We start from the raw sequence: 23414 nt of genomic DNA, 5'->3' as shown, positions 1-23414 counted from the left end.
CCTAACCCCTCTCCCTTTGGGAGAGGGCCAGGGTGAGGGGTATTTTTTTATTTTCATTCCTCCCACCTCTCCCGCTTTTTTTCTTCCTCTCTGCTGCGATAATTACCCTAATGGCTTTGCAGAGGAAAACGCTATGGATTACGAATTTTTGCGCGACATCACCGGCGTGGTGAAAGTGCGAATGTCGATGGGGCACGAAGCCGTTGGACACTGGTTTAACGAAGAGGTGAAAGAGAACCTCGCGCTGCTGGATGAAGTCGAACAGGCAGCGGAAACGGTGAAAGGCAGTGAACGCTCCTGGCAACGCGCCGGGCACGAATACACCCTGTGGATGGATGGCGAAGAGGTGATGGTGCGTGCCAACCAGCTTGAGTTCTCGGGTGATGAGATGGAAGAGGGGATGAGCTACTACGACGAAGAAAGCCTGTCGCTGTGCGGTGTGGAAGATTTCCTGAAAGTGGTGAACGCCTACCGCGACTTTATGAAACAGAAGTAACTCCCCGAAGCGTCCCTGCTTCGGGCCACGATTACACGGTCGGAATGTTACGGCCGTAGTAAATTTCGCGCATCTCTTTCCAGAGCAGGTCGGTAATGACCTTACGCTCTTCTTCGCTTAAATCTTCCGGCTTCGTGTGGAACATGTAGTGCTTAAGGTCGAATTCCTTAAGTAACATTTTGGTGTGGAAGATATTCTCCTGATAGACGTTCACATCCATCATGTCGTATAGCGACTTCATGTCGTCGGACATGAAGTTCTGAATGGAGTTGATCTCATGATCGATGAAGTGCTTCATGCCGTTGATATCACGGGTAAAACCGCGTACGCGATAATCAATAGTGACGATATCGGATTCCAGCTGGTGGATTAAATAATTCAACGCATTCAGCGGTGAAATCACGCCGCAGGTCGACACTTCAATATCCGCGCGGAAGGTACACAGTCCGCCTTCCGGGTGGCTTTCCGGGTAGGTGTGCACGCAGATATGGCTTTTATCCAGGTGGGCGACAACCACTTCTGGCAGCGGGCCGGGGTGCTCGGTTTTGTCGATAAGCTGCGGGTCAACCGGCTCTTCGCTGACCAGAATGGTGACGCTTGCTCCCTGCGGCTCGTAATCCTGGCGCGCGATATTCAGGATGTTGGCGCCGATAATCGAGCAGGTCTCTGTCAGGATCTCGGTCAGACGGTTGGCGTTGTAGAGTTCATCGATATAGGCGATATAACCATCGCGCTCTTCTGCTGTTTTGGCGTAGCAGATATCGTAAATACAAAAACTCAGGCTTTTGGTCAGATTGTTAAAGCCATGCAGTTTAAGCTTTTTCAATTAGTTCACCTCCTTTGAGGACAGCGCGTCTTGCAGATATTGAGGCAACGCAAAGGCTGCGGTGTGGATCGCCGGGTTGTAGTATCGGCATTTGAGTCCGGCCTGGTGGAAGCGGGCCTGGATAATTTCGGTGGAGAGATGGCGCAGGACGTCGTTATCCGTCGCCCAGGCAAAGGTCATGATCCCGCCGTAGTAAGTGGGGATCGCCGCCTGGTAGAAGCTGACGTCAGCAAAATAGGTGCTCAGCTTACGGTGGCTATCAAGCGCTTCATCCTGTTGCAGGAAGCAAACGCCGTTTTGCGCCACAAAAATCCCGCCAGGCTTCAGGCAGCGCTTGCAGCCTTCGTAAAACGACGAGGTAAACAGCGACGCGCCCGGACCGATAGGGTCGGTACAGTCAGAGATAATGACATCAAACGTTTGCGTGGTCTGGTTAACAAAATTGACGCCATCGTCGATAACCAGATTAAACCGCGGATCGTCATAGCTGCCAGCATTGTGGTTGGGCAGATACTGGCGGCAGAACGACACCACACCGGCGTCGATTTCCACCATGGTGATGGTTTCGACATTCTGATGACGCGAGACTTCACGCAGCATCGCGCCGTCGCCGCCGCCGATAATCAGCACGTCCTTCGCGTGGCCGTGGGCCAGCAGCGGGACGTGGGTCATCATTTCGTGATAGATAAACTCGTCGCGCTCGGTGGTTTGCACCACGCCGTCCAGCGCCATTACGCGGCCAAAGGCGGCGTTTTCGAAGATTATCAGATCCTGATGATCGGTTTTCTCATGATAGAGCACGTTATCCACGGCAAAATACTGACCAAACTGGTCATGCAGCGTTTCTTGCCATACCGTTTTTTCGGTCATGGGGAGCACCTCCTTCGTTAACATCCATTACATCCGGCAGATGGGCGCAACACAACACCGCCGTGAAGCGGTTAGCGGGTCAACAAGGGGCGTCGGGAAGGTTACTTCACGTAGGCGAGCAGGCTGAGTGAATCGCGAGCCAGCGCTTTGCATTTTTTAGCAGTGGGAATGCCAATACCGCTTAAATCACGGTAGCTGTCTTCACCGAGCGCCTTCATGTCGAAGCTGTCGTAGTTGCTGAGATCCCATTGGTTCTGCTGGGCAAAAAAGACCAGTGCGCGACGAATTTGCCCATTGGGTAAATTCTGGTAACCACAATCGTTTTTCAGAAAAACAAAAACTGCCGTCAGATCGGCCATATCTTCCGCTTCGTTTTCACTTAGCGCGTAACTGTTCGCACACATCGCCATCAGGCTGGCGAACAAAATTGTTCTGAAAAACGTCTTCATTGCCTTTACCACTGCATCACGGAAAATTAACGTTAGCATACTTGATGCCAGGCCGACGATCTTTATTATTGCCGCCGTGCTTGACCTTCCGGTAAGGGGAGGGTTTATGCTCAAAAGATCGCCTGCTGGAAATAAGGAAATGCACATGCAACGTCGTGATTTTTTAAAATTTTCTGCCGCGCTGGGGGTTGCCAGCGCGTTACCGCTCTGGAGCCGCGCCGTTTTTGCCGCCGACAGACCTGCTTTACCCATACCTGAATTACTCGCCGCAGATGCCCGCAGCCGCATTCAGCTTGTGGTGCAGGCCGGTAAAACCACGTTCGGTCAGCACGCCGCCACGACGTGGGGTTATAACGGCAATTTGCTCGGCCCTGCGTTGCAGTTACGCAAAGGGAAGGCGGTGACGGTAGACATTCACAACACGCTAGCGCAAGAGACCACGCTGCACTGGCATGGGCTGGAAGTCCCGGGCGAAGTGGATGGGGGGCCTCAGGGCGTCATCAGGCCTGGTGGTAAACGCAGCGTCACCTTTACTCCTGACCAGCGTGCGGCGACCTGCTGGTTCCACCCGCATCAGCATGGCAAAACGGGCCATCAGGTGGCGATGGGGCTGGCCGGTCTGGTGCTGATTGAAGACGATGAAAGCCGCCTGCTGCGCCTGCCAAAACAGTGGGGTATCGACGATGTCCCGGTGATTGTGCAGGACAAAAAATTCAGCGCTGACGGGCAAATTGACTATCAGCTGGACGTAATGAGCGCGGCGGTAGGATGGTTTGGCGATACGCTGCTGACCAACGGCGCAATCTACCCGCAGCATGCCGCGCCAAAAGGCTGGCTGCGTTTACGCCTGCTAAATGGCTGTAACGCCCGCTCGCTGAACTTCGCCACCAGCGATAAACGCCCGCTGTATGTGGTGGCAAGCGACGGCGGCCTGCTGCCGGAACCGGTGAAGGTGAGCGAGCTGCCGATGCTGATGGGCGAGCGCTTCGAGGTGCTGGTGGATATCAGCGATGGCAAAGCGTTTGACCTGGTGACCCTGCCGGTCAGCCAGATGGGGATGGCCGTTGCGCCGTTTGATAAACCCCATCCGGTCCTGCGCATTCAGCCGCTACAGATCGCCGCTTCCGGTACGCTGCCGGACGCCCTCACCACGCTACCCGCACTCCCGTCGCTGGACGGGCTTACGCAGCGTAAACTTCAGCTCTCCATGGACCCGATGCTCGACATGATGGGCATGCAGGCGCTGATGAAGAAGTACGGCAATCAGGCCATGGCGGGAATGCACCACGGCCAGATGATGGGCCATATGAATATGGACCACGGTAAAATGGGCGGCATGGATCACGGCGGCCATGGTTTCGATTTCCACGACGCCAACCGCATCAACGGCAAAGCGTTCGATATGAACACGCCCATGTTCGCCGCCACGAAAGGGCAGTTTGAACGCTGGGTGATTTCAGGCGAAGGCGACATGATGCTGCACCCGTTCCATATCCACGGCACGCAGTTCCGTATTCTCTCTGAGAACGGTAAAGCGCCGGACGCGCATCGCCGGGGCTGGAAAGATACGGTGAGGGTGGAAGGCGGTGTCAGCGAGGTGCTGGTGAAGTTCGACCACGAAGCGCCGAAAGAGTTTGCCTATATGGCCCACTGCCATCTGCTGGAGCATGAAGATACGGGGATGATGCTGGGCTTTACCGTATAAAAAAAGCCGGGTGGCGGCTTCGCCTTACCCGGCCTACCTAGGACACCCGAAAGCCCGGTAAGCGTTAGCGCCACCGGGCTTTTTCATTACTTAGCGTCGTCAGGCAGTGCATACGCGACAATATAGTCGCCCATCTTCGTGCCAAACGAACCGTGACCACCTGCGGAGATGACAACGTACTGCTTGCCATTCACTTCATAGGTCATCGGCGTAGCCTGTCCACCGGCTGGCAGACGGCCTTGCCACAGTTTTTCACCGTTGGTCATGTTGTACGCGCGCAGGTAGTTATCTGCGGTTGCCGCGATGAACAGCACGTTACCGGCGGTGGAGATTGGGCCACCCAGCATTGGCATACCCATATTGAACGGCACTGGAACAGGCATCGGGAACGGCATGCTGTCCTGTGGCGTACCAATACGTTTCTTCCAGACGATCTTGTTGGTCTTCAGATCCAGACCGGAGATGTAACCCCAGGCAGGCTGTTTACACGGCAGACCGAACGGAGAAAGGAACGGATTCAGGGTCACACCATAAGGAACGCCATACTGCGGCTGGATACCGGCTTCGGTACCGCTGCCTTTCGCATCTTTAGGCTGCTCCATTGGGTTACCCGGACCGCGTGGGATCAGACGGGAAACGAACGGCAGCGCCATTGGGTTAGCGATGGCGACCTGACGGTTAGGGTCAACGGAGATCCCACCCCACTCGAACATCCCCAGGTTACCCGGGAAGACCAGCGTGCCCTGCTCTGACGGCGGCGTGAAGATGCCTTCATAGCGCAGCTGGTGGAACATCACGCGGCATACCAGCTGGTCAAACATCGTGGCACCCCACATGTCTGCACCACTGAGGTCTTTCTCCGGACGGAAACTCAGATCAGAGAACGGCTGCGTTTTGGTAACGTAGTCGCCTTTGGCCGCACCCTGCGGAACCGGTTTTTCCGGCGCAGGAACAACCAGCTTACCGTTGCTGCGATCCAGCACGAAGATGTTGCCGGTTTTGGCCGGGGCGTAAATCACCGGAACGGTTTTACCGTTAACGGTAATGTCCGCCAGCGTTGGCTGGGACGGCATATCCATATCCCACAGATCGTGGTGAACGGTCTGGTAGCTCCATGTCAGTTTACCGGTCGTTGCGTTCAGCGCCACGATGGAGCTGGCGTAACGTTCCTGCTCCGGCGTACGGTTACCACCCCAGATATCCGGCGTGGTCACGCCCATCGGCAGGTAAACCAGGTCCAGCTTCGCGTCATACGCTGCCGGTGCCCAGGAGTTCGGTGAGTTAAAGGTAAAGGTGTGTTCATCCGATGGGATCGCGTTGGGATCTTTCGCGCCCGGGTCGAAGGCCCACAGCAGTTTACCGGTGTTCACGTCGAAACCACGGATAACGCCGGAGGTTTCGCGGGTAGAGAAGTTATCCGTTACCGAACCGGCAATCACGATGGTTTTATCGGTAATAATTGGCGGGGAGGTCGGCTCATACAGACCCGGCGTAGTGTCCGGCATGTTGGTCTGAAGATTCAGAATGCCTTTGTTAGCGAAGGTTTCGCACAGCTTACCGGTCTCAGCGTTGATGGCAAACAGGCGGCCATCGTTCACCGGCAGCATAATGCGGCGAGGACAGTCGGCAATGACTTCCGGGCTGGCATTATCAGCGCGCGCTTCGTGGTAAGAGACGCCGCGGCAGGTTATGTGCTGGAACGACGGGTTGGAGTTCAGCTGTGGATCAAAGTGCCATTTCTCTTTACCGGTGGCCGCGTCGAGCGCGAACAGACGCTGGTGCGCCGTACACAGGTAGAGCATGTTGCCCACTTTAATCGGGGTCACTTCGTTGGTCAGCTCACCCGGATCGTTCGGCATTTTCAGGTCGCCGGTACGGAATACCCAGGCTTCCTTCAGGTTTTTCACGTTGTCCGCGTTGATCTGCTTCAGCGGGGAGTAACGTTGACCTTCCTGATTTCGACCATAGGCTGGCCAGTCGCCGTCAGCCACCTGCGAAATAGCCGCAGCCGGTGTGGATTCAGTGTTCAGCGTACCGTGGATCTCCTGCGGGTCGTTGAATCCGGCCCAGGTCAGGATGCCGCCACTAATCAGCAGGGCAACGACCAGACCGGCTACAGCACCACTGGAAGGGACGATCAGACGACGCCAGACAAACGGCAGGATCAGCCAGATACCGAAGAAGACCAGAATGTCGCTGCGCGGCGTCAACGCCCAGAAGTCGAACCCGACCTCCCAGACGCCCCAGATCATGGTTGCGAGCAGTAACGCTGCGTACAGCCACAGAGCAGATTGTTTTCTGCGTAAAAGCAGGACGGTTACGCCAACCATAACCAGACCCGCAATCGGGTAGTACCAGGAGCCGCCAATCGCGACCAGCCATACGCCACCGATTAACAAATACAGCGCGCAGAATGCGGCAAACGCGGCTGTTAATGTCACCAGTAGACGCGGCTGTTTAGTTTTTGTTTCAGCCATAGAAAAGTACTCGTCAGTTTTGTTAATTATTTGCTAGCAATTAATTATAGGTATTAACAACTGTGATCGGAATCACAAATATTGCTTTTTATAACTCATACGCCAGGGCAATCCATTTACTGGTATAATGGCTGGCTTGCGTATCGATGCCGGAGCGAGAGTCATCCGCATTGAGAGATTTTCACTAAAATCATTTGGTTAGTAATATGAAACATACTGTTGAAGTGATGATCCCGGAAGCCGAGATCAAAGCGCGTATCGCCGAACTGGGTCGTCAAATCACCGAACATTACAAGGACAGCGGCAGCGAAATGGTGCTGGTCGGTCTGTTGCGTGGTTCTTTCATGTTCATGGCAGACCTGTGCCGTGAAGTGCAGGTGCCGCACGAGGTCGATTTTATGACCGCCTCCAGTTACGGCAGCGGCATGTCCACAACCCGTGATGTGAAAATCCTGAAAGATCTGGATGAAGATATTCGTGGCAAAGATGTGTTGATTGTTGAGGACATCATCGACTCCGGTAACACGCTCTCTAAAGTGCGTGAGATCCTGAGCCTGCGTGAACCAAAATCACTGGCGATTTGTACCCTGCTGGATAAGCCTGAACGCCGTGAAGTGCAGGTGCCGGTGGAGTTCGTTGGTTTCTCCATCCCGGACGAATTCGTGGTGGGTTACGGCATTGATTACGCGCAGCGTTATCGCCATCTGCCGTATGTTGGGAAAGTAGTGATTCTGGACGAATAATTGCGGGCTGTTGCCCTCACCCCAGCCCTCTCCCACAGGGAGAGGGTGAAAACCCCCGGCTTTGTTATTTATGGTTCACATGCTTAAGCTTGAGGTTGGCAATTCCCGAGCGGTAACGCTGTTCCAGCGTTTCGCGGTTGGTGGCGGTCACTTCCAGATTGCGCAGCAGACCGTCGTGAATACCGTACGCCCAGCCGTGGATGGAGACCTTCTGCCCGCGTTTCCAGGCAGACTGCATAATCGTCGAGTGGCCCAGGTTATAGACCTGCTCCATTACGTTCAGCTCACACAGGGTGTCGAGACGGCGCTCCTGCGGCATTTCGCCCAGCAGTGAGCTATGTTTGAACCAGATATCACGAATGTGCAGCAGCCAGTTATCGATTAACCCCAGCTCTGTGTTTTCGACCGCCGCCTGCACGCCGCCGCAGCCGTAGTGGCCACAAATAATGATGTGCTCAACCTCAAGAACGTCAACGGCGTACTGCACAACCGAAAGGCAGTTGAGATCGGTATGAATAACCAGGTTAGCCACATTGCGGTGAACAAACAGTTCGCCAGGTTCAAGACCCGTCAGACGTTCGGCGGGGACACGGCTGTCAGAACATCCAATCCAGAGAAAGCGCGGGTTCTGCGCTTGCGCGAGTTTTCCAAAAAATCCGGGGTCTTCCTCCACCAGCATTTTTGACCATAGTGCATTGTTGCTGATGAGTGTATCTATGTCGTTCATGGAGGTTAGCGACCTGTAACCAAGTGATTGCGTTGCGCTACTATAGGGTAACCCGACTTTTAATGAAACCACACAACGTGTGTCAGAACTTAAGGTAAGTTGAATTCATGGCGATTGCACTGGAGCTTGAACAGCTCAAAAAAACCTACCCGGGGGGCGTTCAGGCGCTGCGCGGGATAGATCTTAAAGTCGAAGCGGGAGATTTCTACGCGCTTCTGGGGCCGAACGGGGCGGGGAAATCCACCACCATCGGGATCATCAGCTCGCTGGTCAACAAAACCTCCGGCCGCGTCAGCGTGTTTGGCTACGATCTGCAAAAAGATGTGGTCAACGCCAAGCGTCAGCTGGGGCTGGTGCCGCAGGAGTTCAACTTCAACCCGTTTGAGACGGTACAGCAGATTGTTGTTAACCAGGCGGGTTATTATGGCGTTGAGCGCAAAGAGGCGCTTGAGCGCAGCGAAAAGTATCTGAAACAGCTCGACCTGTGGGAGAAGCGTAACGAACGCGCGCGGATGTTGTCCGGGGGGATGAAGCGCCGCCTGATGATTGCCCGCGCGCTGATGCACGAGCCAAAGCTGCTTATCCTTGATGAGCCGACTGCTGGCGTGGATATTGAACTGCGTCGTTCCATGTGGGGCTTCCTGAAAGATCTGAACGATAAAGGCACCACCATCATTCTGACCACGCACTATCTGGAAGAGGCGGAAATGCTGTGCCGCAATATCGGCATCATTCAGCACGGTGAGCTGGTGGAAAACACCTCGATGAAGAATCTGCTCTCCAAGCTCAAATCAGAGACCTTTATCCTCGATCTGGCGGCGAAAAGCGCGCTGCCGAAACTGGAGGGCTACAACTATCGCCTGGTCGATACCTCGACGCTGGAGGTAGAAGTGCTGCGCGAGCAGGGTATCAACAGCGTGTTCTCACAGTTGAGTGCGCAGGGCATTCAGGTATTAAGCATGCGTAACAAAGCAAACCGACTGGAAGAGCTGTTTGTCTCTCTGGTGCACGACAAACAAGGAGACAAGGCATGACGCATCTTTACTGGGTCGCGCTGAAAAGCATCTGGGCAAAAGAGATTAACCGCTTTATGCGTATCTGGGTGCAAACCCTGGTGCCGCCGGTGATCACTATGACGCTCTACTTCATCATTTTCGGTAACCTGATTGGCTCCCGCATTGGTGAGATGCACGGTTTTACCTATATGCAGTTTATCGTGCCGGGCCTGATCATGATGGCGGTGATCACCAACGCTTACGCGAACGTAGCGTCGTCGTTCTTTAGCGCCAAGTTCCAGCGCAACATTGAAGAGCTGCTGGTGGCCCCGGTGCCAACGCATGTGATCATCGCCGGTTACGTGGGCGGCGGCGTAGCGCGCGGGCTGTGCGTGGGGATTCTGGTGACGGCGATTTCGTTGTTCTTCGTCCCGTTCCAGGTGCATTCGTGGCTTTTCGTGGCGCTCACATTATTGCTGACGGCGATCCTGTTCTCCCTCGCCGGGCTGCTGAACGCGGTGTTTGCTAAAACGTTTGATGACATCAGCCTGATCCCGACCTTCGTGCTGACGCCGCTGACCTATCTGGGCGGGGTGTTTTACTCCCTGACGCTGTTGCCGCCGTTCTGGCAGGCGCTGTCGCACCTGAACCCGATTGTCTACATGATCAGCGGCTTCCGCTTTGGCTTCCTCGGCATTGCCGATGTCCCGCTGTTCACCACCGTTGTGGTGCTGGTGGTGTTTATCGTGGCGTTCTATCTGCTGTGCTGGTATCTGATCCAGCGCGGACGCGGGCTGCGTAGCTAACCTTCTGCCCGGCGACGTTCTGTTTGCCGGGCACTTTCTTTGACAGTTATCACCGTAAACTAACCTTCACCTGGATAAACTACTCGCCTGCTAAGGAGAGACGTTATGCTGGGATGGGTGATCACCTGCCACGATGAAGAGGCACAGGAAATGCTGCTTAAGCTGGCGGCCCGATTTGGCCCCCTGGCGCAATGTCGTGCGGTAAATTACTGGCGAGGGCTGAGCACCAATATGCTCAGCCGGATGATGTGTGACGCGCTGCATGAAACCGACACCGGCGATGGCGTGATTTTTCTCACTGACAGATCCGGCGCGGCGCCATACCGTGCGGCTGCCCTAATGAGCCATAAGCACGATAACTGTGAAGTAATCTCCGGTATCAGCCTGCCTTTACTCGAAGCGATGTATCCGCTGCGCGCAACGTTGAGCAGCGCTGAATTTCGTCACGCCATTGTGGCGCAGGGCTCGCCGGGCGTGAGCAGCTTGTGGCACCAGCAGCAGAAGAACCCGCCTTTTGTTCTGCTTCACGATCTGTATAAGCATTAAACATTGGTATTGATGCCGCTTTTGTTACAATGGCGGCTGATTTTCTGTGTCGATTTATATTCCATGCTCAAGCGCGTTATCTTTATCCTTCTGCTCGTGGTTTCCGGTGGTGCGTCTGCCAGCCTGACCAGCCAGCAAGGCCTTCCTGCTCAGTATATGCAAACCACCGAAGATGCGGCCATCTGGGCGCAGGTAGGAAATGCCGTTGTGAATGTGGGGAATGTCCGCGCCGGGCAGATCCTCGCTGTCTTTCCGGCCGCGGCGGATTACTATGAATTTCGTTTCGGATTCGGTACGGGGTTTATTGATAAAGACCACCTTGAAAAAGTTCAGGGCAAACAACGCGTTGAGGATAGCCTGGGTGACTTGAACAAGCCGCTCAGTAATCAAAACCTCATTACCTGGAAAGACACGCCGGTGTATAACGCCCCCAGCAGCGGAAGCGCGCCCTTTGGCACCTTAAGCGCTAATCTTCGCTATCCGATTCTGAATAAGCTGAAAGACCGCCTGAACCAGACCTGGTTCCAGATCCGTATCGGTAATCGTCTGGCATGGGTAAGCAGCCTGGATGCGCAGGAAGATAACGGGCTACCGGTTCTGACCTACCATCATATTTTGCGTGATGAAGAGAACACCCGTTTTCGACATACCTCCACGACGACCAGCGTACGTGCGTTTAATAATCAGATGGCATGGTTACGCGATCAGGGCTACACCACGCTGACGATGTACCAGCTTGAAGGGTACGTGCGTAACAAGATGAACCTGCCCGCGAAAGCGGTGGTGATCACCTTTGATGATGGCCTGAAATCGGTGAGCCGCTATGCGTATCCGGTGCTGAAAGAATATGGCTTCAACGCGACGGCGTTTATAATTTCATCCCGAATCAAAGGCCATCCGCAGAAGTGGGATCCAAAATCGCTACAGTTTATGAGCGTTCAGGAAATCAAGGGCATCCAGGATGTGTTCGACATTCAGTCTCACACTCATTTCCTGCATCGCGTGGATGGCTATAAACACCCCATCCTGTTGAGCCGTAGCTATCACGTGATCCTTTTTGATTTTGAACGCTCACGTCGTGCACTGGCGCAGTTCAACCCGCGCGTGTTGTATGTGTCGTATCCATTTGGCGGCTATGACAATAAAGCGATAAAGGCAGCGAATGACGCTGGTTTTCATCTGGCAGTGACGACGATGAAAGGGAAGGTGAAGCCGGGGGATAATCCGTTCCTGTTGAAGCGTTTGTATATCTTAAGAACGGATTCACTGGAGACGATGTCGCGGCTGATCAGTAATCAGCCGCAGGGATAGCGGTTAGTCGTATGAAAGGGTGAATACGCCGGTGGCTTTAAACGACCCCGGTTTCACTGTGTTTCCGTTTGCTACCAGTTGAGCAACATAATTAATTTGCTTGGATTCAGGGGTTTGGTAATCCGTTATGACATAGGATGAGTCAGGATTATTCGGCAGAAGTTGAGAGGTTCCGTTATACATGATTTTCACGCCTGCGCCTTCAGCTCCGGACGAAAGCGTATTACCAAGAAGATCATTATTTTTTCCGGTTAGCTTTGAGGTGGTGAGTTTGGTTGTGATATTTGCCACACCGGTACAATTGCTTAAGCTAATGGAAAAAGGGATATCCTTAACCCGATTGTTTTTAATGTCTGAAACATAATATTCTCCCAGGTTAACATTATTAGTACCATCCGATAGCATGGCCATGTCGCAGGTTGGAAGAACGATCGGGATCTGGAATGAGTCCTCGTTGACCACAAATGTCCATGGTCGGTTGTTAGTATCATCTGGATTACCAATAGCCATTTTACCCAGAGTGCCGGGTTTGGGTCTGATTGCGGTTTCTTTGTTCGGGTTGCCTCTGTAACCTTCATCAATATAAATTTGAACTGAGGTGTTTATCCATTTTCTATCCCAGGGGTCAGACTTACCTGAGGATGCAACGGTAGTCCAGCCAGTAGTATTCATAGCGAAGTAACCACCCATGCCTCCATCGCTTTCTGCGGTGTGCACCCTTACGGAATAATAAATCCCCGGAATATTTGTTTCAAACATAGCCCTGCCATAACTGCTCCCCATCAGCAAGGTCGGGTTTGTTTGTGACACGAGGTTAAAACCATCGTCCCCCATACCACATTCGGCCTGAATGCCTGGTGTCAGGTTAACGTTAAAAAGAGTACTGGCATAATTACCCGGAGGGGGAAGACGTACGGTGCCACCTGAGTAGTCAGAATTGATCAGCGTGGTTGTGCCGCCTTTTCCATTATTCATGCGGCACTCATCTGCCCAGCAGGAGTGGCTGAGGGTTAATAACGCGCTCGCCATGGCAAACGCCATTGTGCCTTTCACGTTGAAACCCTGTCTTATAAAGTTGAACATTCTCATCCTTTTTCCTGTTCTGATTATTATTCGTAAGTGACGTCAACCAATACTTTACTGGTAACGACACCACCAGCCACTACGCCAATATTTTGATATCGGGCATAGAACTGATAATCCGTTAAAAATGCAGTATCCTGACCGCTTACGTCATAAGTGATTTTTGACGTGCCGTCGTTGTTTAAAACATTCTTTTTATATTTTTCTGAGAAAACGACGACGCCGACATTTTTTGCCGCGCCTGCGGCGGTATCATCACTTTTGAAAACCTGATTTTGTCCTGGCCAGAAACCCGACTGCGGCGAAAAGCTAAAACTCAGCTTTTTAGCCGTACCGCTGTCTCCATAGCAATCATCTACATGGATCTTAAAAGGCGTACCGCCTGCATCATCGGTTGCAGTAAAACGATCGCTACCATCCGGGTTATAAAACCAACTGCGCATCGCATTGGGGAGATAAATTTCGCCGTCATTTTCCACGGTCATCTTACAGGTGCTATTAACAATGTTAGCGGTAATATTTACGTCTAATCCTGAGCTTGCCTGGCTTACGCCAGGCAAGATGCCACCAGCCAAGCCCATAAGCAACACAAGACCGGGCTGGTATAAAATAAACGGTGATTGTTGCATACTGGTTCCTGGTATTATGGATAAGCGATAGTAAACGTGACTGGCGCAGTAACCGCCCCCGCGCCTACATCAGCAATGGTTTGGCCTTGCCCGATAACGATACGGGAATTCATCGGGAATTCACCGGTACCATCAGTAATGGTGACATCCTTAGCAGCCGGAGGCGTGTTACAGCTCATAAGCTCGCCAGTATCGACAACACCCGACCAGATCTCAAAGCCCGTTGCTAAGCCGCCAGAGTAAGAATCACCCGTCTTGTTGACGCCACTGCATTCACCACCAGCGCCTTTCGCAGCGGACACCGTTGCCTTGGTTACTCCAGAACAGTTGGTGAAACTAATCTTGAGCGGCTCGACACGGGTTTTGTTCACCAGATCGGATTTGTATACGTCGCCGAACGCAATTTCAGTGGAGGCTGTGCCTGCATCGTTAAGTACTTTTGCGGTACATGTGCCTGATACAATTTTTGATTTAATCGTTAATTCGACACTAGGGGTGCCTGTAATTGCTGCGCTTGCCATTCCCGAGAACAGAAGAGCAGAAACGGACAGGGCGATAAAAGTAGAATTGAATTTCATAATGTTGCTCCGTTTTCCTGCACTAATCACTCGTAGCTAAATTCAAAGGTCGCCACGGCCTGAAAATCACCAATGGTCATGCTGTTTTCTTTTGTTTCACGTAAGGTGGCCACCAGAGCAACTTCCTTATTCTGGATTTCTGTCGGACTCCAGACCAGGCGCTCTGAATCCAGGGTTGAGTTAATGATAAAAGGAGTATTTGGTGCATCGGCTCTGGCGATTTCAGCCGCAGAGTAATCAGCGCCACCGTTAGTTTTTGCAATCTGGTTAACAAGGCCGCTAGCTAAATAACCTGATTTGGTTCCTTTTACGGTTGTTTTTAACGAGGTCAGCGACGCCGGGCATTCAACGAGCACAATTTTGAAATTGGCATTTGCCGTTCCGGCTTTGACATCATCTAAACGTACCTGACCGTTATTACCGATAGTCAGCGTTTGCTGCGTATCTGAACCCGTACCGCCGACCAGTTTCATATCGCAGGTGGTTTCGCGGATATTGGCAGTGAAGTTAACATTGAGATCGGCTGCCGCAGCAGAACCTGACATCGCTAACATTGCTAATGCGATTAATGAATAACCGCAATGATTTTTCTTCATATTATTTCCCATGGGTGTGATTCCCTGTTTTAACATCATTACATTTGGCACTGTTGATTACTCAGAATCGTGGTTAAGCCTGCTTTCTTCGCATTTTCAGGAATCTGATAATGCACCGTGCAAGAGCTGGATCCATCGCTTCCCCATACCACCCGGAGAGCGCCTTTGTCTTCCACACCGCGTACATAAGCTTGTCCTGCCTGGCCTACCGTTCCGATAGATTCGTTTTTCTCATTCAGAACGTCTGCACCTAGCGGAATAAAGCCGTTATCAGAACGTTGTAATTCCAGAACAAGCGAACGACCTTCATCCGTTTCAAAATTCACTAATACAACGGAGCCATTGCGAGGTACGGCAACTGCGCTGGTATTTTTGATTTCAACGTCTGCTTCGAGAGTACTGATATCGAGCGATACTCGGTTTTCTCTGTAGGCTGACATATACGGCATAATCCCGTACCCGGAGCTGTTAATGCGGCTTTGGCCGTAACCCAGCCGAGCACCCGTTGCGCCACTTGCTTTTACCAGCGCAAGTGAATCCGTTTCGCCGATACTGCCGGATGTAAATACAACGCCACCCGAGTGGACAACCATTCCGCCGTTATAACTCGCGGAATACTGTTTACTATTGTCATCGCCAAAGGACGCTGAGACACCGAGCGGCCCGTAAGGACTGTTCCATGAGCTATAGCCACTGACCTGGTTCAGGTTGCCGTAGTTGCCCCCGCTTGATGAGGCGCTAACGGAATAGCTCACTTCACTGTTTTTGGAGTTGCCGCTTGCCGTAGAGTTAAAACTGGTACCGCCTTTTAAATCAGTGCGCAGGCTCATGTTGACGTTATTGAATCCGCCTGACTGCGCGCTATCTTTATTGAATATGCTGAATGGAATACTGACGTTTAAATAAACGCTGTCATCCTTTTCCCCTGTTTCGTTGTACGTGCGTTGCACAGAAACGCTATAGCTACCGTAAGCAAAACTATTGTTGTAACCCACGCTGTAGTCGGAGGTGGAGCTAGAGTCATTCCAGTAATCCTGCCAGGTGCCGCTAATATAGAGTGAGCCGTATTCATCACCGTTAACATTCAATGGCTGGTTCAGGCTGACCTGTATCTGGTTTTTGGTACGCTGATAATCAGCATAAAGCTCGGCATTGCTGTCATAAGATCGATTGCCATATTCCTCGTGATGAATACTGTCCTGCAATGAGGCGGCATCGTTAAGGCTGAGATAATCTTCTGTAGAGAAGCGATAAGCTGCCACGTTAAGAGATGTGTTAGTAGCTTCAAGCATTTTGCTGTAGGTCAGCCGATAACTTTGCCCTTTAAGCGTGTCCAGCCCGTCGATATCGGCATAGGACCCGGTAACATCTAATGCGAATGCACCAATACGGGTATTCATAGCCAGACCAAGCAGGCCGGCGTAGAAATCCATATCCGTATATTGCGCACCCACGTAACCGGTAAAGGTATTATTCAGACCATACGCGTAAGTTGCGTAGCCAACGTTTGGCTTATCGTGCAATGAATCATCATTCAGCTCACCTAAACCCACATCCCAGCGGCTGGAGCCTGGGCGGAGCATTTGTGTAACTGAGGAGAACGGAACGGTAAACGTCCGTTTACTTCCATCGGCTTCCTCTACAGTGACAATCAAATCATTGCCATAGCCTGTTGTACTGAGGTCATTGATCTCGAAAGCACCGGGTGGAACGGTGGTTTCATAAATTTTATTGCCGCTTTGCGTTACGCTAACTTTGGCGTTACTGTTTGCCACACCACGAATTACTGGCGCGTAGCCAGAGGTGCCTTCCGGGAGCATGCGGTCATCGTTATACATACGCGCACCACGCAGGCTCACCGAGTCAAAGACATCACCGCGTGTGTAGGAATCACCCATTACCATCTGTGCGTTAAGTGGTGTGATGTCTCGCTGGAGGTAGATATCCTGGCTGGAATAATGTGTGCCATTATCGCTGTCCCAGTTCAGACTGCCGCGAGAACGTAAACGCCACGGCCCCACGTTCAGGCCATAATGCAAGCCCGCATAAGCGGTATCTGAATTGGTGCCGTTTGACTCGCTGTGCCAGGTATTAAGATCGTATGAGAGTAATCCGGCCGGAACACCATTATCCCATAATGAAGGATCGACATACCCTGCTGGAAGTTTAAGCACGTAGATTTGCGGGAAATTAAGATCCATTTCCTGCTTGCTACTATCAAAATTTTCAGAAGCACCGGGATAATATTTTTTGATATCTACGCAAGACGTTTCGTCGTTTTTGACATCATCGCCTAATATGCTGGTATCAACGCCTGCCTGTGTCAGCGTGAGTTTAGTCAGACATGCTGAGGCACGTGGCGTTTTGTTATCAATGAATGTCATCTCGACCGTGGATTTTGAATTGCCATTCAAATTCACTTTTACACGGTAAGTACCTGGCAGAACTGGGTTGCCATAAGCATAACGATCGACATTGATACCTCCACCATTATCGATAAGGAACTGGTCATTAAATTCAATGGCCGATTCTGTTTCGGATGAGGTGTCTACAGCTTTTTTTTCAGTCTCGCTGGCATGCAGAGGAAATGCTGCACAGATTGCGAGACATAAAATTGATCGTTGAAATAGCATGCTTCATCCAGACAAGTCGTCGTATGAATGCTATGAATCATTCATACGTGTTATATTTATAATGTGGCGGTGGTGCGGTTATTAATTTACTTTGCTTTCAAAAGTATCAGAGCCGCCATTGTCATTAATGGTTTCGTAAGCAACAGTGCCGGTGGCAGTACTACCTAAACCTTTTACCTGCATAATTTGAGTACTAAACGGTAAAATAGATTTATGCTCAACCTGGTACTCTTTATTTGCTGATTTCAGCTTTACATTTGAAATAGAAACGTTGTAAGGGGAATCATTGTGTGCGATCAGGTTTAGCGTATTACCTTGTTTTTGTTGTGACCACGTTACTTTGGCGGCTGCATCTCCTGGCGTACCTTTCAGGCCGTCAGGTCGGAAAAAGAGTTTAATACGTGTGCGGAATGCCAGCTGGAGCTGGTTAGGATTTTCACCGTCTTTCACTTTTGACTTCGGTGGAATCTCGAGCACATTGAACCAGAATAGGGATTCGCGATCTTGCGGCAATGAACCACCCAGGTATGAGATCCGAACGGATTGACCTTTTTGCGGATCAATTCGGGATACTGGTGGAGTAATAATAAACGGTAGTTTTAATTCCTGTGGGTTGGTGTCATCGCGACCGTCATCGAGCCATGATTGAACTAATAGTGGCTTTTTGCCACGGTTGTCTAAAGAAACGATGACATCTTTTTGCGACTGCTGATAAACAATACGTGTTCCCGAAATAACGATATCTGCGCTTGCCTGGAATGACGCGACAGCAGCAGCTGTAAAGCAGGCAGCTTTAAATCCTTTATAAAATGATGTGCTTAACATTTTTCCACTTCCTGTTGGAATGATATCAATAGTCCCCTGACGTACGTCAGGGGATAATATGAGCATTTTATTTATGCGCTTAAAATTACTCGTAGATCATGGTGAATGCAGCTTGTGCCTGAACCACACCAGCTGACACTGGGTTGTTGGCCGCATCCCAGTTCTGACCCTGGGTATACGCTACACGGTAGTAAAGTGCGCCTGCGCCTGTGGTATCAATCGTTGCTTTCTGGGTATTGTTGGTCTGATCCAGTTTGATCTGATCGGTAGCGGAGTTGCCATCGTTTGACAGTACCAGATTGACGTTTTTAGCGGCGCCTTGAGTATTTGATGGTGGAACCAGCAGACCGCCGGAAGTTGAAGAAGAACCCGCCCAGGAATCAAACTGAGCAGATGCCTGGTTGACGGTAGCAGAATCACAACCTGTCAGGGTGAGGGAGAATTTCTTTTCTCCCAGGGTGCTGGTGGTACCCAGCGCATTAGCGAAGTCTTTTACAAACACGGTATCCAGGTTAACGTCAAAATCATTACCATCCTGGTCAATCTTCTGATCCAGGGATACTTTACAGGTGTTATTAGAAACCATACCGTGGAAAGTAATAGTGCCTGTATCTGAAGGAATATCAGCTGCCATTGCAGAACCCGCACTCAGAACCATTGCTACTACAGTTGCCAGACCTAATTTATTAAAAGACATTTTTTATATCCATATTTAAATGCTAGAAAAGTGAACATAAGCAAGGCTTATGTTCGTTCCGAACAGATGCTTCGGGAAAAGGATTCTAAGTGATGAGTAATGGTTGTGAGAAGCCGTTAGGCGTTAGAAATACTTAAACGATCTTTAAGTCAATATGATTATTTAATAGTGAATGATAATAATTGTTCATCATTTTGATGAGTAGGTGTTCGGCAGGGTGACTTGAATATATTAATAAAAATATATAAAAAGAACGCTATTCATTTTAATTATGTATAAATTACCCAACCTATTTGTCGGGTAATTTATAACAGTACTATTGGCTTAGGCAACCTGAACCGGAATTGCCTTCGCAATACGTTTCATTTCATTATCGCCTTCAAAGTATGCCACTTTTGGCTGCCAGCGACGTGCCTCTTCGTCAGACATCATCACAAAGCTGGCAATAATGACGATATCACCCACGTCCGCGCAGTGCGCCGCTGCCCCATTAACGGAGATGATTTTAGACCCGCGTTCAGCGGCAATCGCGTACGTTGAAAAGCGTTTGCCGTTATTAACGTTCCAGATATCAATAGCTTCGTTTTCGAGAATACCCGCCGCGTCGAGAAAATCCTGGTCGATCGCGCAGGAGCCTTCATAGTGCAGGTCGGCCTGGGTGACTTTCACACGGTGAAGCTTACCTTGTAGCATTTTGCGAATCATTACGTTTACCTTTCACTTCCGGGTAGTAAAACTACGCCAGTTCAACCACTTTGTTGTCGATAAGGCGGGCCTGGCCGAGCCAAGCCGCCACCAGAATTACCGCACGTTTGCTGGTATCTGAGAGTTCCAGAAGCGTATCGGCATCCCGAATTTGAACGTCGTCAGCACGAAGACCTTTCTCGTTCAGCGCCTGTTCAGCCAGAGCGATGATTTCTTCTGCGGTTAATTCTTTTGCCAGCAGTTGCTCTGCCATGGTATTCATGACTTTGCTTAAGCCTGGCGCAATTTTACGCTGTTCCGCAGTCAGATAGCCGTTACGGGAGCTAAGCGCCAGGCCATCTTTCGCACGTACAATCGGCACGCCGACAATCTCTATGTCGTAGCCCATATCGGCAACCATTTTGCGGATCAGCGCCAGCTGCTGGAAATCTTTCTCGCCAAAGCAGGCGATGTCCGGCTGCACCAGGTTAAACAGCTTGCTGACGATGGTGGAAACGCCGCGGAAATGGCCCGGACGGCTGGCACCCTCCAGCATGGTCGAAATACCCGGTACGTCGACGTAGGTCGCTTCAGTGGTACCCTGAGGATAAACATCTGCGGGGGCCGGTGCGAAGACGATATCCGCATAACGTTTTTTGAGCTTCTCGCAATCTTCCTGCAAGGTACGTGGATAGCGCGCCAGATCGTCTTCGCGATCGAACTGCATCGGGTTAACGAAGATACTGACTACCACGATATCTGCACGGGCTCTCGCTTCATCGACCAGCTTCATATGGCCGTCGTGCAGATTGCCCATGGTCGGGACGAGGGCGATACGTTTACCTTCCTGACGTGCACGGCGGATATGCTGGCGCAGCAGCGGCAGAGTTTCTATGATTAGCACACCTGGACTCCTTAATGGAAACTGTGTTCTTCGCCCGGATAAACGCCGGACTCAACCTCGGCAATATACTGCCGCACAGCAGCACGCATGTCGCCTGCTTCTGTCAGGAAATTTTTAGCAAATTTTGGAATGTGACCGCCGGTGATCCCGAAGGCGTCGTGCATGACCAGAATCTGGCCATCGGTGACGTTGCCCGCGCCGATGCCGATCACCGGAATCGACAGCGCCTCAGTGATACGCTTAGCCAGCTCAACCGGCACACACTCCAGCACCAGCAGCTGTGCACCAGCGGCTTCCAGCGCCAGGGCATCATCAAACAGCGTCTGCGCCGCATCGCCACGCCCCTGAACTTTATAACCGCCAAAGATATTAACGGACTGCGGCGTCAGCCCTAAGTGCCCGCAAACTGGCACGGCCCGTTCGGTGAGCATTTTCACCGTATCGACCAGCCAGTCGCCGCCTTCGATTTTGACCATATTGGCGCCGGCGCGCATCACAGTTGCCGCATTTTCAAAGGCCTGTTCCGGGGTGGCATACGCCATAAACGGCAGATCGGAAAGTAGCAGGCAGGCGGGCGCACCCCGGCGCACGGCGCGGGTATGGTAAGCAATATCCTCGACCGTGACCGGCAGAGTGGAATCATGTCCTTGTACCGTCATCCCTAACGAGTCTCCGACCAGCATGACGTTGATCCCTTCTTCGGCAAACAGTTTTGCGAAGCTGTAGTCATACGCGGTGATAGTGGCGAAGCGTTTCTTTTCCTGTTTGCATTTCTGCAATAAGGAGATGGTAGTTGGTTTCATACTGTTTCCTGATGGCCCAAAAGCGGATCTTTGCGCATTCTAACAGTAACATTCGAGGGAACAATGATTTTAGGCAATCGATTAACCATATTTGACACATGGCTAATCGGGGGTGACACGGGATTACCAGCGGACCGGTTTTTCCGCGTTGAGGCTTTGCAGAACGGCGTTCAGCGAGGTGCCGTCAGGGAAGGTGAGATCGGGGGCGACTTCAAACAGCGGCCAGAGCATAAACCCACGGTTTTTCATGTCATAGTGCGGAACGGTGAGGCGCTCGGTGTTAATCACCTTGTGGCCGAAAAGCATAATATCGAGGTCGAGCGTGCGCGGTCCCCAGCGTTCGGCTTTACGTACGCGACCCTGCTGTAGCTCAATACGCTGGGTATTATCCAGCAGCGTTTCTGCGTCAAGGGCTGTTTCCAGCACCACGGCGGCGTTCAGATAATCAGGCTGATCCTGCGGGCCGAGCGGGGGCGTACGGTAAAAGGAGGAGACCGCCACGATATGGCTTTGCGGGATCTCCCCCAGCGCCTGAACGGCAGCGTTAACCTGCTCCAGCGGAGAGGCCAGATTGCTGCCGATGGCAATATACGCCAGGGTCATGCCGTGCCTTCACGACGCGGCGCGCGCTTGCGCGGGCGACGGTGACGACGGCGCGGTGCCGGCTCGTCATCGAGATCCGTGAGCATATCTTTTTGCTCCGGTGGTGCAGAGACCTGAAATTCTCCCCACCACTGAGCCAGGCGCTGTAGCTCCTGGTTTCTTTCGACTTCAGCACGCAGAGAGAGCAAATCGAACGCGGCGCGGAACTTAGGATGCTCCATCAGTTTCCAGGCACGTTTACCCTGACGGCGGGACATACGCAGCTGAAGCTGCCAGATATCACGCACCAGCGTGGTAATACGTTTCGGGATCGCCAGCGTGCGACAGCCTTCGTCCAGCACGTCGTTTGCCGCCAGCGCGAACGCATCATAATAGGCGAGGCCGCTCTCCTGGGTAATGCGCTGCGCCGTTTCCAGCAGCGGATACCAGAACATGGCCGCGAACAGGAACGCCGGATTCACGCGCATATCGTTATGAATACGGGTATCCGTGTTCTTCAGCACCTGTGCAATCATCCGCTCCATTGCGCTGTCACCGTTTTCGGTGAAGTAGCGGGTAATGGTCGGGAACAGCGGCTGGAACAGGTTGTATTCACGCAGCAAATTGTAGGTTTCAAACCCGTAGCCTGCCTGGAGCAGCTTTAACGACTCCTCAAACAGACGGGCAGGGGGGACGTCGTTAATCAGCGTCGCCAGGCGCGGGATCGGCTCTGCGGTTTCCGGGCTGATACGCATGTTTAGCTTGGCGGCGAAACGCACGGCGCGCAGCATCCGGACCGGATCTTCGCGATAGCGCGTTTCCGGCGTGCCGATCAGGCGAATCAGGCCGTCTTTCAGATCCTGCATACCGCCGACGTAATCGCGCACGGTAAAATCCGCCACGCTGTAGTAAAGGCTGTTGATGGTGAAATCGCGACGCTGAGCATCTTCTTCAATAGAGCCGAAGATGTTGTCGCGCAGCAGCATGCCGTTTTGGCCGCGCTGGGAAGTTGTGCGATCGTTGACGCCCGCTTCGTGGTGACCGCGGAAGGTCGCCACTTCAATAATTTCCGGTCCAAACATCACGTGCGCCAGCCGGAAACGGCGGCCAACCAGACGGCAGTTGCGGAATAATTTACGCACCTGTTCAGGCGTGGCGCTGGTCGTCACGTCGAAATCTTTTGGTTTTTTGCCCAGCAGTAAATCGCGCACCCCGCCGCCGACGAGATAGGCCTCGTAGCCTGCTTTATTCAGACGATAGAGCACCTTGAGGGCATTTTCACTGATATCTTTGCGGGAAATATTGTGCTGCTCACGCGGAATGACCGACATGTGTGGCTGTGCAATAGCATCATTCGCCATGCTCTCTTCGCGGCTCAGCACTTTACGGCAAAAATTAGCGACTCGGGTAAAAATAGTACACCTCGTAGTGTGTTTTGTTATCAAAAAA

General features: G+C 52.0%; 24 protein-coding genes. 7 read left to right on the top strand and 17 right to left on the bottom strand.

Annotated elements, in window-relative coordinates; translation table 11 throughout:
* Positions 1 to 133: 133 nt before the first annotated feature.
* Positions 134 to 496, top strand: a complete 363-nt coding sequence (gene yacL, locus AC4OVS_RS18420; protein WP_022647069.1) for a protein YacL — start codon at positions 134 to 136, stop codon at positions 494 to 496.
* 31 nt (positions 497 to 527) lie between these two features.
* Here yacL and speD read toward each other — a convergent pair whose 3' ends face one another.
* The 3 genes from speD to AC4OVS_RS18405 all read right to left on the bottom strand — a co-directional run bounded on the left by speD (position 528) and on the right by AC4OVS_RS18405 (position 2641).
* Complete coding sequence (speD, locus tag AC4OVS_RS18415; RefSeq protein ID WP_022647070.1) at positions 528 to 1322, bottom strand: adenosylmethionine decarboxylase; 795 nt, start codon at positions 1320 to 1322, stop codon at positions 528 to 530.
* Entirely contained in the window at positions 1323 to 2192 is an 870-nt protein-coding gene (speE, locus tag AC4OVS_RS18410; RefSeq protein ID WP_022647071.1) for a polyamine aminopropyltransferase, read from the bottom strand.
* 101 nt (positions 2193 to 2293) lie between these two features.
* On the bottom strand, positions 2294 to 2641 hold the full coding sequence (locus tag AC4OVS_RS18405; RefSeq protein ID WP_003856306.1) for a YacC family pilotin-like protein: 348 nt from the start codon (positions 2639 to 2641) through the stop codon (positions 2294 to 2296).
* A 145-nt stretch (positions 2642 to 2786) separates the two neighbouring features.
* Here AC4OVS_RS18405 and cueO point away from each other — a divergent pair, with 145 nt between their 5' ends.
* Positions 2787 to 4346 (top strand): multicopper oxidase CueO, encoded by a 1560-nt coding sequence (gene cueO, locus AC4OVS_RS18400; protein ID WP_032677186.1) that lies wholly within the window; start codon positions 2787 to 2789, stop codon positions 4344 to 4346.
* An 86-nt stretch (positions 4347 to 4432) separates the two neighbouring features.
* On the opposite strand, the gene AC4OVS_RS18395 is transcribed toward cueO, so the two are convergent.
* On the bottom strand, positions 4433 to 6823 hold the full coding sequence (locus AC4OVS_RS18395) for a glucose/quinate/shikimate family membrane-bound PQQ-dependent dehydrogenase (RefSeq protein WP_491922616.1): 2391 nt from the start codon (positions 6821 to 6823) through the stop codon (positions 4433 to 4435).
* 206 nt (positions 6824 to 7029) lie between these two features.
* Between AC4OVS_RS18395 and hpt the strand changes: the two genes are divergently transcribed.
* Complete coding sequence (gene hpt / locus AC4OVS_RS18390; RefSeq protein ID WP_003856303.1) at positions 7030 to 7566, top strand: hypoxanthine phosphoribosyltransferase; 537 nt, start codon at positions 7030 to 7032, stop codon at positions 7564 to 7566.
* A gap of 64 nt (positions 7567 to 7630) precedes the next feature.
* On the opposite strand, the gene can is transcribed toward hpt, so the two are convergent.
* Positions 7631 to 8293, bottom strand: a complete 663-nt coding sequence (gene can, locus AC4OVS_RS18385) for a carbonate dehydratase (RefSeq protein ID WP_003856301.1) — start codon at positions 8291 to 8293, stop codon at positions 7631 to 7633.
* A gap of 107 nt (positions 8294 to 8400) precedes the next feature.
* On the opposite strand from can, the gene AC4OVS_RS18380 reads away from it, so the two are divergent.
* The 4 genes from AC4OVS_RS18380 to AC4OVS_RS18365 all read left to right on the top strand — a co-directional run bounded on the left by AC4OVS_RS18380 (position 8401) and on the right by AC4OVS_RS18365 (position 11951).
* Complete coding sequence (locus tag AC4OVS_RS18380; RefSeq protein ID WP_003856300.1) at positions 8401 to 9327, top strand: ABC transporter ATP-binding protein; 927 nt, start codon at positions 8401 to 8403, stop codon at positions 9325 to 9327.
* Positions 9324 to 10094 (top strand): ABC transporter permease, encoded by a 771-nt coding sequence (locus AC4OVS_RS18375; protein WP_022647074.1) that lies wholly within the window; start codon positions 9324 to 9326, stop codon positions 10092 to 10094. Before AC4OVS_RS18380 ends, AC4OVS_RS18375 begins: the two co-directional genes overlap by 4 nt.
* Positions 10095 to 10199: 105 nt before the next feature.
* The gene (locus AC4OVS_RS18370) at positions 10200 to 10640 is read left to right on the top strand and encodes a PTS sugar transporter subunit IIA (RefSeq protein ID WP_491922615.1); all 441 of its coding nucleotides are present in this window, start codon (positions 10200 to 10202) and stop codon (positions 10638 to 10640) included.
* A gap of 63 nt (positions 10641 to 10703) precedes the next feature.
* Positions 10704 to 11951 carry a polysaccharide deacetylase family protein gene (locus AC4OVS_RS18365; protein ID WP_032670914.1) on the top strand — a complete coding sequence of 416 codons (1248 nt, stop codon included), beginning with the start codon at positions 10704 to 10706 and terminating at the stop codon, positions 11949 to 11951.
* A 3-nt stretch (positions 11952 to 11954) separates the two neighbouring features.
* On the opposite strand, the gene AC4OVS_RS18360 is transcribed toward AC4OVS_RS18365, so the two are convergent.
* The 12 genes from AC4OVS_RS18360 to pcnB form a co-directional block, all read right to left on the bottom strand.
* Positions 11955 to 13040, bottom strand: a complete 1086-nt coding sequence (locus tag AC4OVS_RS18360; RefSeq protein WP_050483641.1) for a fimbrial protein — start codon at positions 13038 to 13040, stop codon at positions 11955 to 11957.
* A 20-nt stretch (positions 13041 to 13060) separates the two neighbouring features.
* Positions 13061 to 13663, bottom strand: a complete 603-nt coding sequence (locus tag AC4OVS_RS18355) for a fimbrial-like protein (protein WP_022647078.1) — start codon at positions 13661 to 13663, stop codon at positions 13061 to 13063.
* A gap of 14 nt (positions 13664 to 13677) precedes the next feature.
* Entirely contained in the window at positions 13678 to 14241 is a 564-nt protein-coding gene (locus AC4OVS_RS18350) for a fimbrial protein (RefSeq protein ID WP_023299346.1), read from the bottom strand.
* A 26-nt stretch (positions 14242 to 14267) separates the two neighbouring features.
* Positions 14268 to 14837: a fimbrial protein gene (locus AC4OVS_RS18345; RefSeq protein ID WP_032625598.1), complete on the bottom strand. Its 570-nt coding sequence runs from the start codon at positions 14835 to 14837 to the stop codon at positions 14268 to 14270.
* Positions 14838 to 14875: 38 nt separating this feature from the next.
* Positions 14876 to 17470, bottom strand: a complete 2595-nt coding sequence (locus AC4OVS_RS18340; protein WP_022647081.1) for an outer membrane usher protein — start codon at positions 17468 to 17470, stop codon at positions 14876 to 14878.
* Positions 17471 to 17551: 81 nt separating this feature from the next.
* Positions 17552 to 18295, bottom strand: a complete 744-nt coding sequence (locus AC4OVS_RS18335) for a fimbrial chaperone (RefSeq protein WP_022647082.1) — start codon at positions 18293 to 18295, stop codon at positions 17552 to 17554.
* A gap of 85 nt (positions 18296 to 18380) precedes the next feature.
* Positions 18381 to 18992: a fimbrial protein gene (locus tag AC4OVS_RS18330; RefSeq protein ID WP_023299349.1), complete on the bottom strand. Its 612-nt coding sequence runs from the start codon at positions 18990 to 18992 to the stop codon at positions 18381 to 18383.
* Between the two features lie 324 nt (positions 18993 to 19316).
* Positions 19317 to 19697, bottom strand: a complete 381-nt coding sequence (panD, locus tag AC4OVS_RS18325; RefSeq protein ID WP_022647084.1) for an aspartate 1-decarboxylase — start codon at positions 19695 to 19697, stop codon at positions 19317 to 19319.
* A 31-nt stretch (positions 19698 to 19728) separates the two neighbouring features.
* Positions 19729 to 20580, bottom strand: a complete 852-nt coding sequence (panC, locus tag AC4OVS_RS18320; RefSeq protein ID WP_063148374.1) for a pantoate--beta-alanine ligase — start codon at positions 20578 to 20580, stop codon at positions 19729 to 19731.
* A gap of 11 nt (positions 20581 to 20591) precedes the next feature.
* Entirely contained in the window at positions 20592 to 21383 is a 792-nt protein-coding gene (gene panB, locus AC4OVS_RS18315; RefSeq protein ID WP_022647086.1) for a 3-methyl-2-oxobutanoate hydroxymethyltransferase, read from the bottom strand.
* A 123-nt stretch (positions 21384 to 21506) separates the two neighbouring features.
* Positions 21507 to 21986 carry a 2-amino-4-hydroxy-6-hydroxymethyldihydropteridine diphosphokinase gene (gene folK, locus AC4OVS_RS18310; protein WP_038415362.1) on the bottom strand — a complete coding sequence of 160 codons (480 nt, stop codon included), beginning with the start codon at positions 21984 to 21986 and terminating at the stop codon, positions 21507 to 21509.
* Positions 21983 to 23380, bottom strand: a complete 1398-nt coding sequence (gene pcnB / locus AC4OVS_RS18305; RefSeq protein ID WP_071785222.1) for a polynucleotide adenylyltransferase PcnB — start codon at positions 23378 to 23380, stop codon at positions 21983 to 21985. Before pcnB ends, folK begins: the two co-directional genes overlap by 4 nt.
* Positions 23381 to 23414 lie beyond the last annotated feature (34 nt).

The organism is Enterobacter sp. 4974935 (assembly GCF_058661735.1).
Note: the sequence above shows the minus strand (reverse complement) of the source record. Positions and strands in the feature narration are given on the sequence as shown.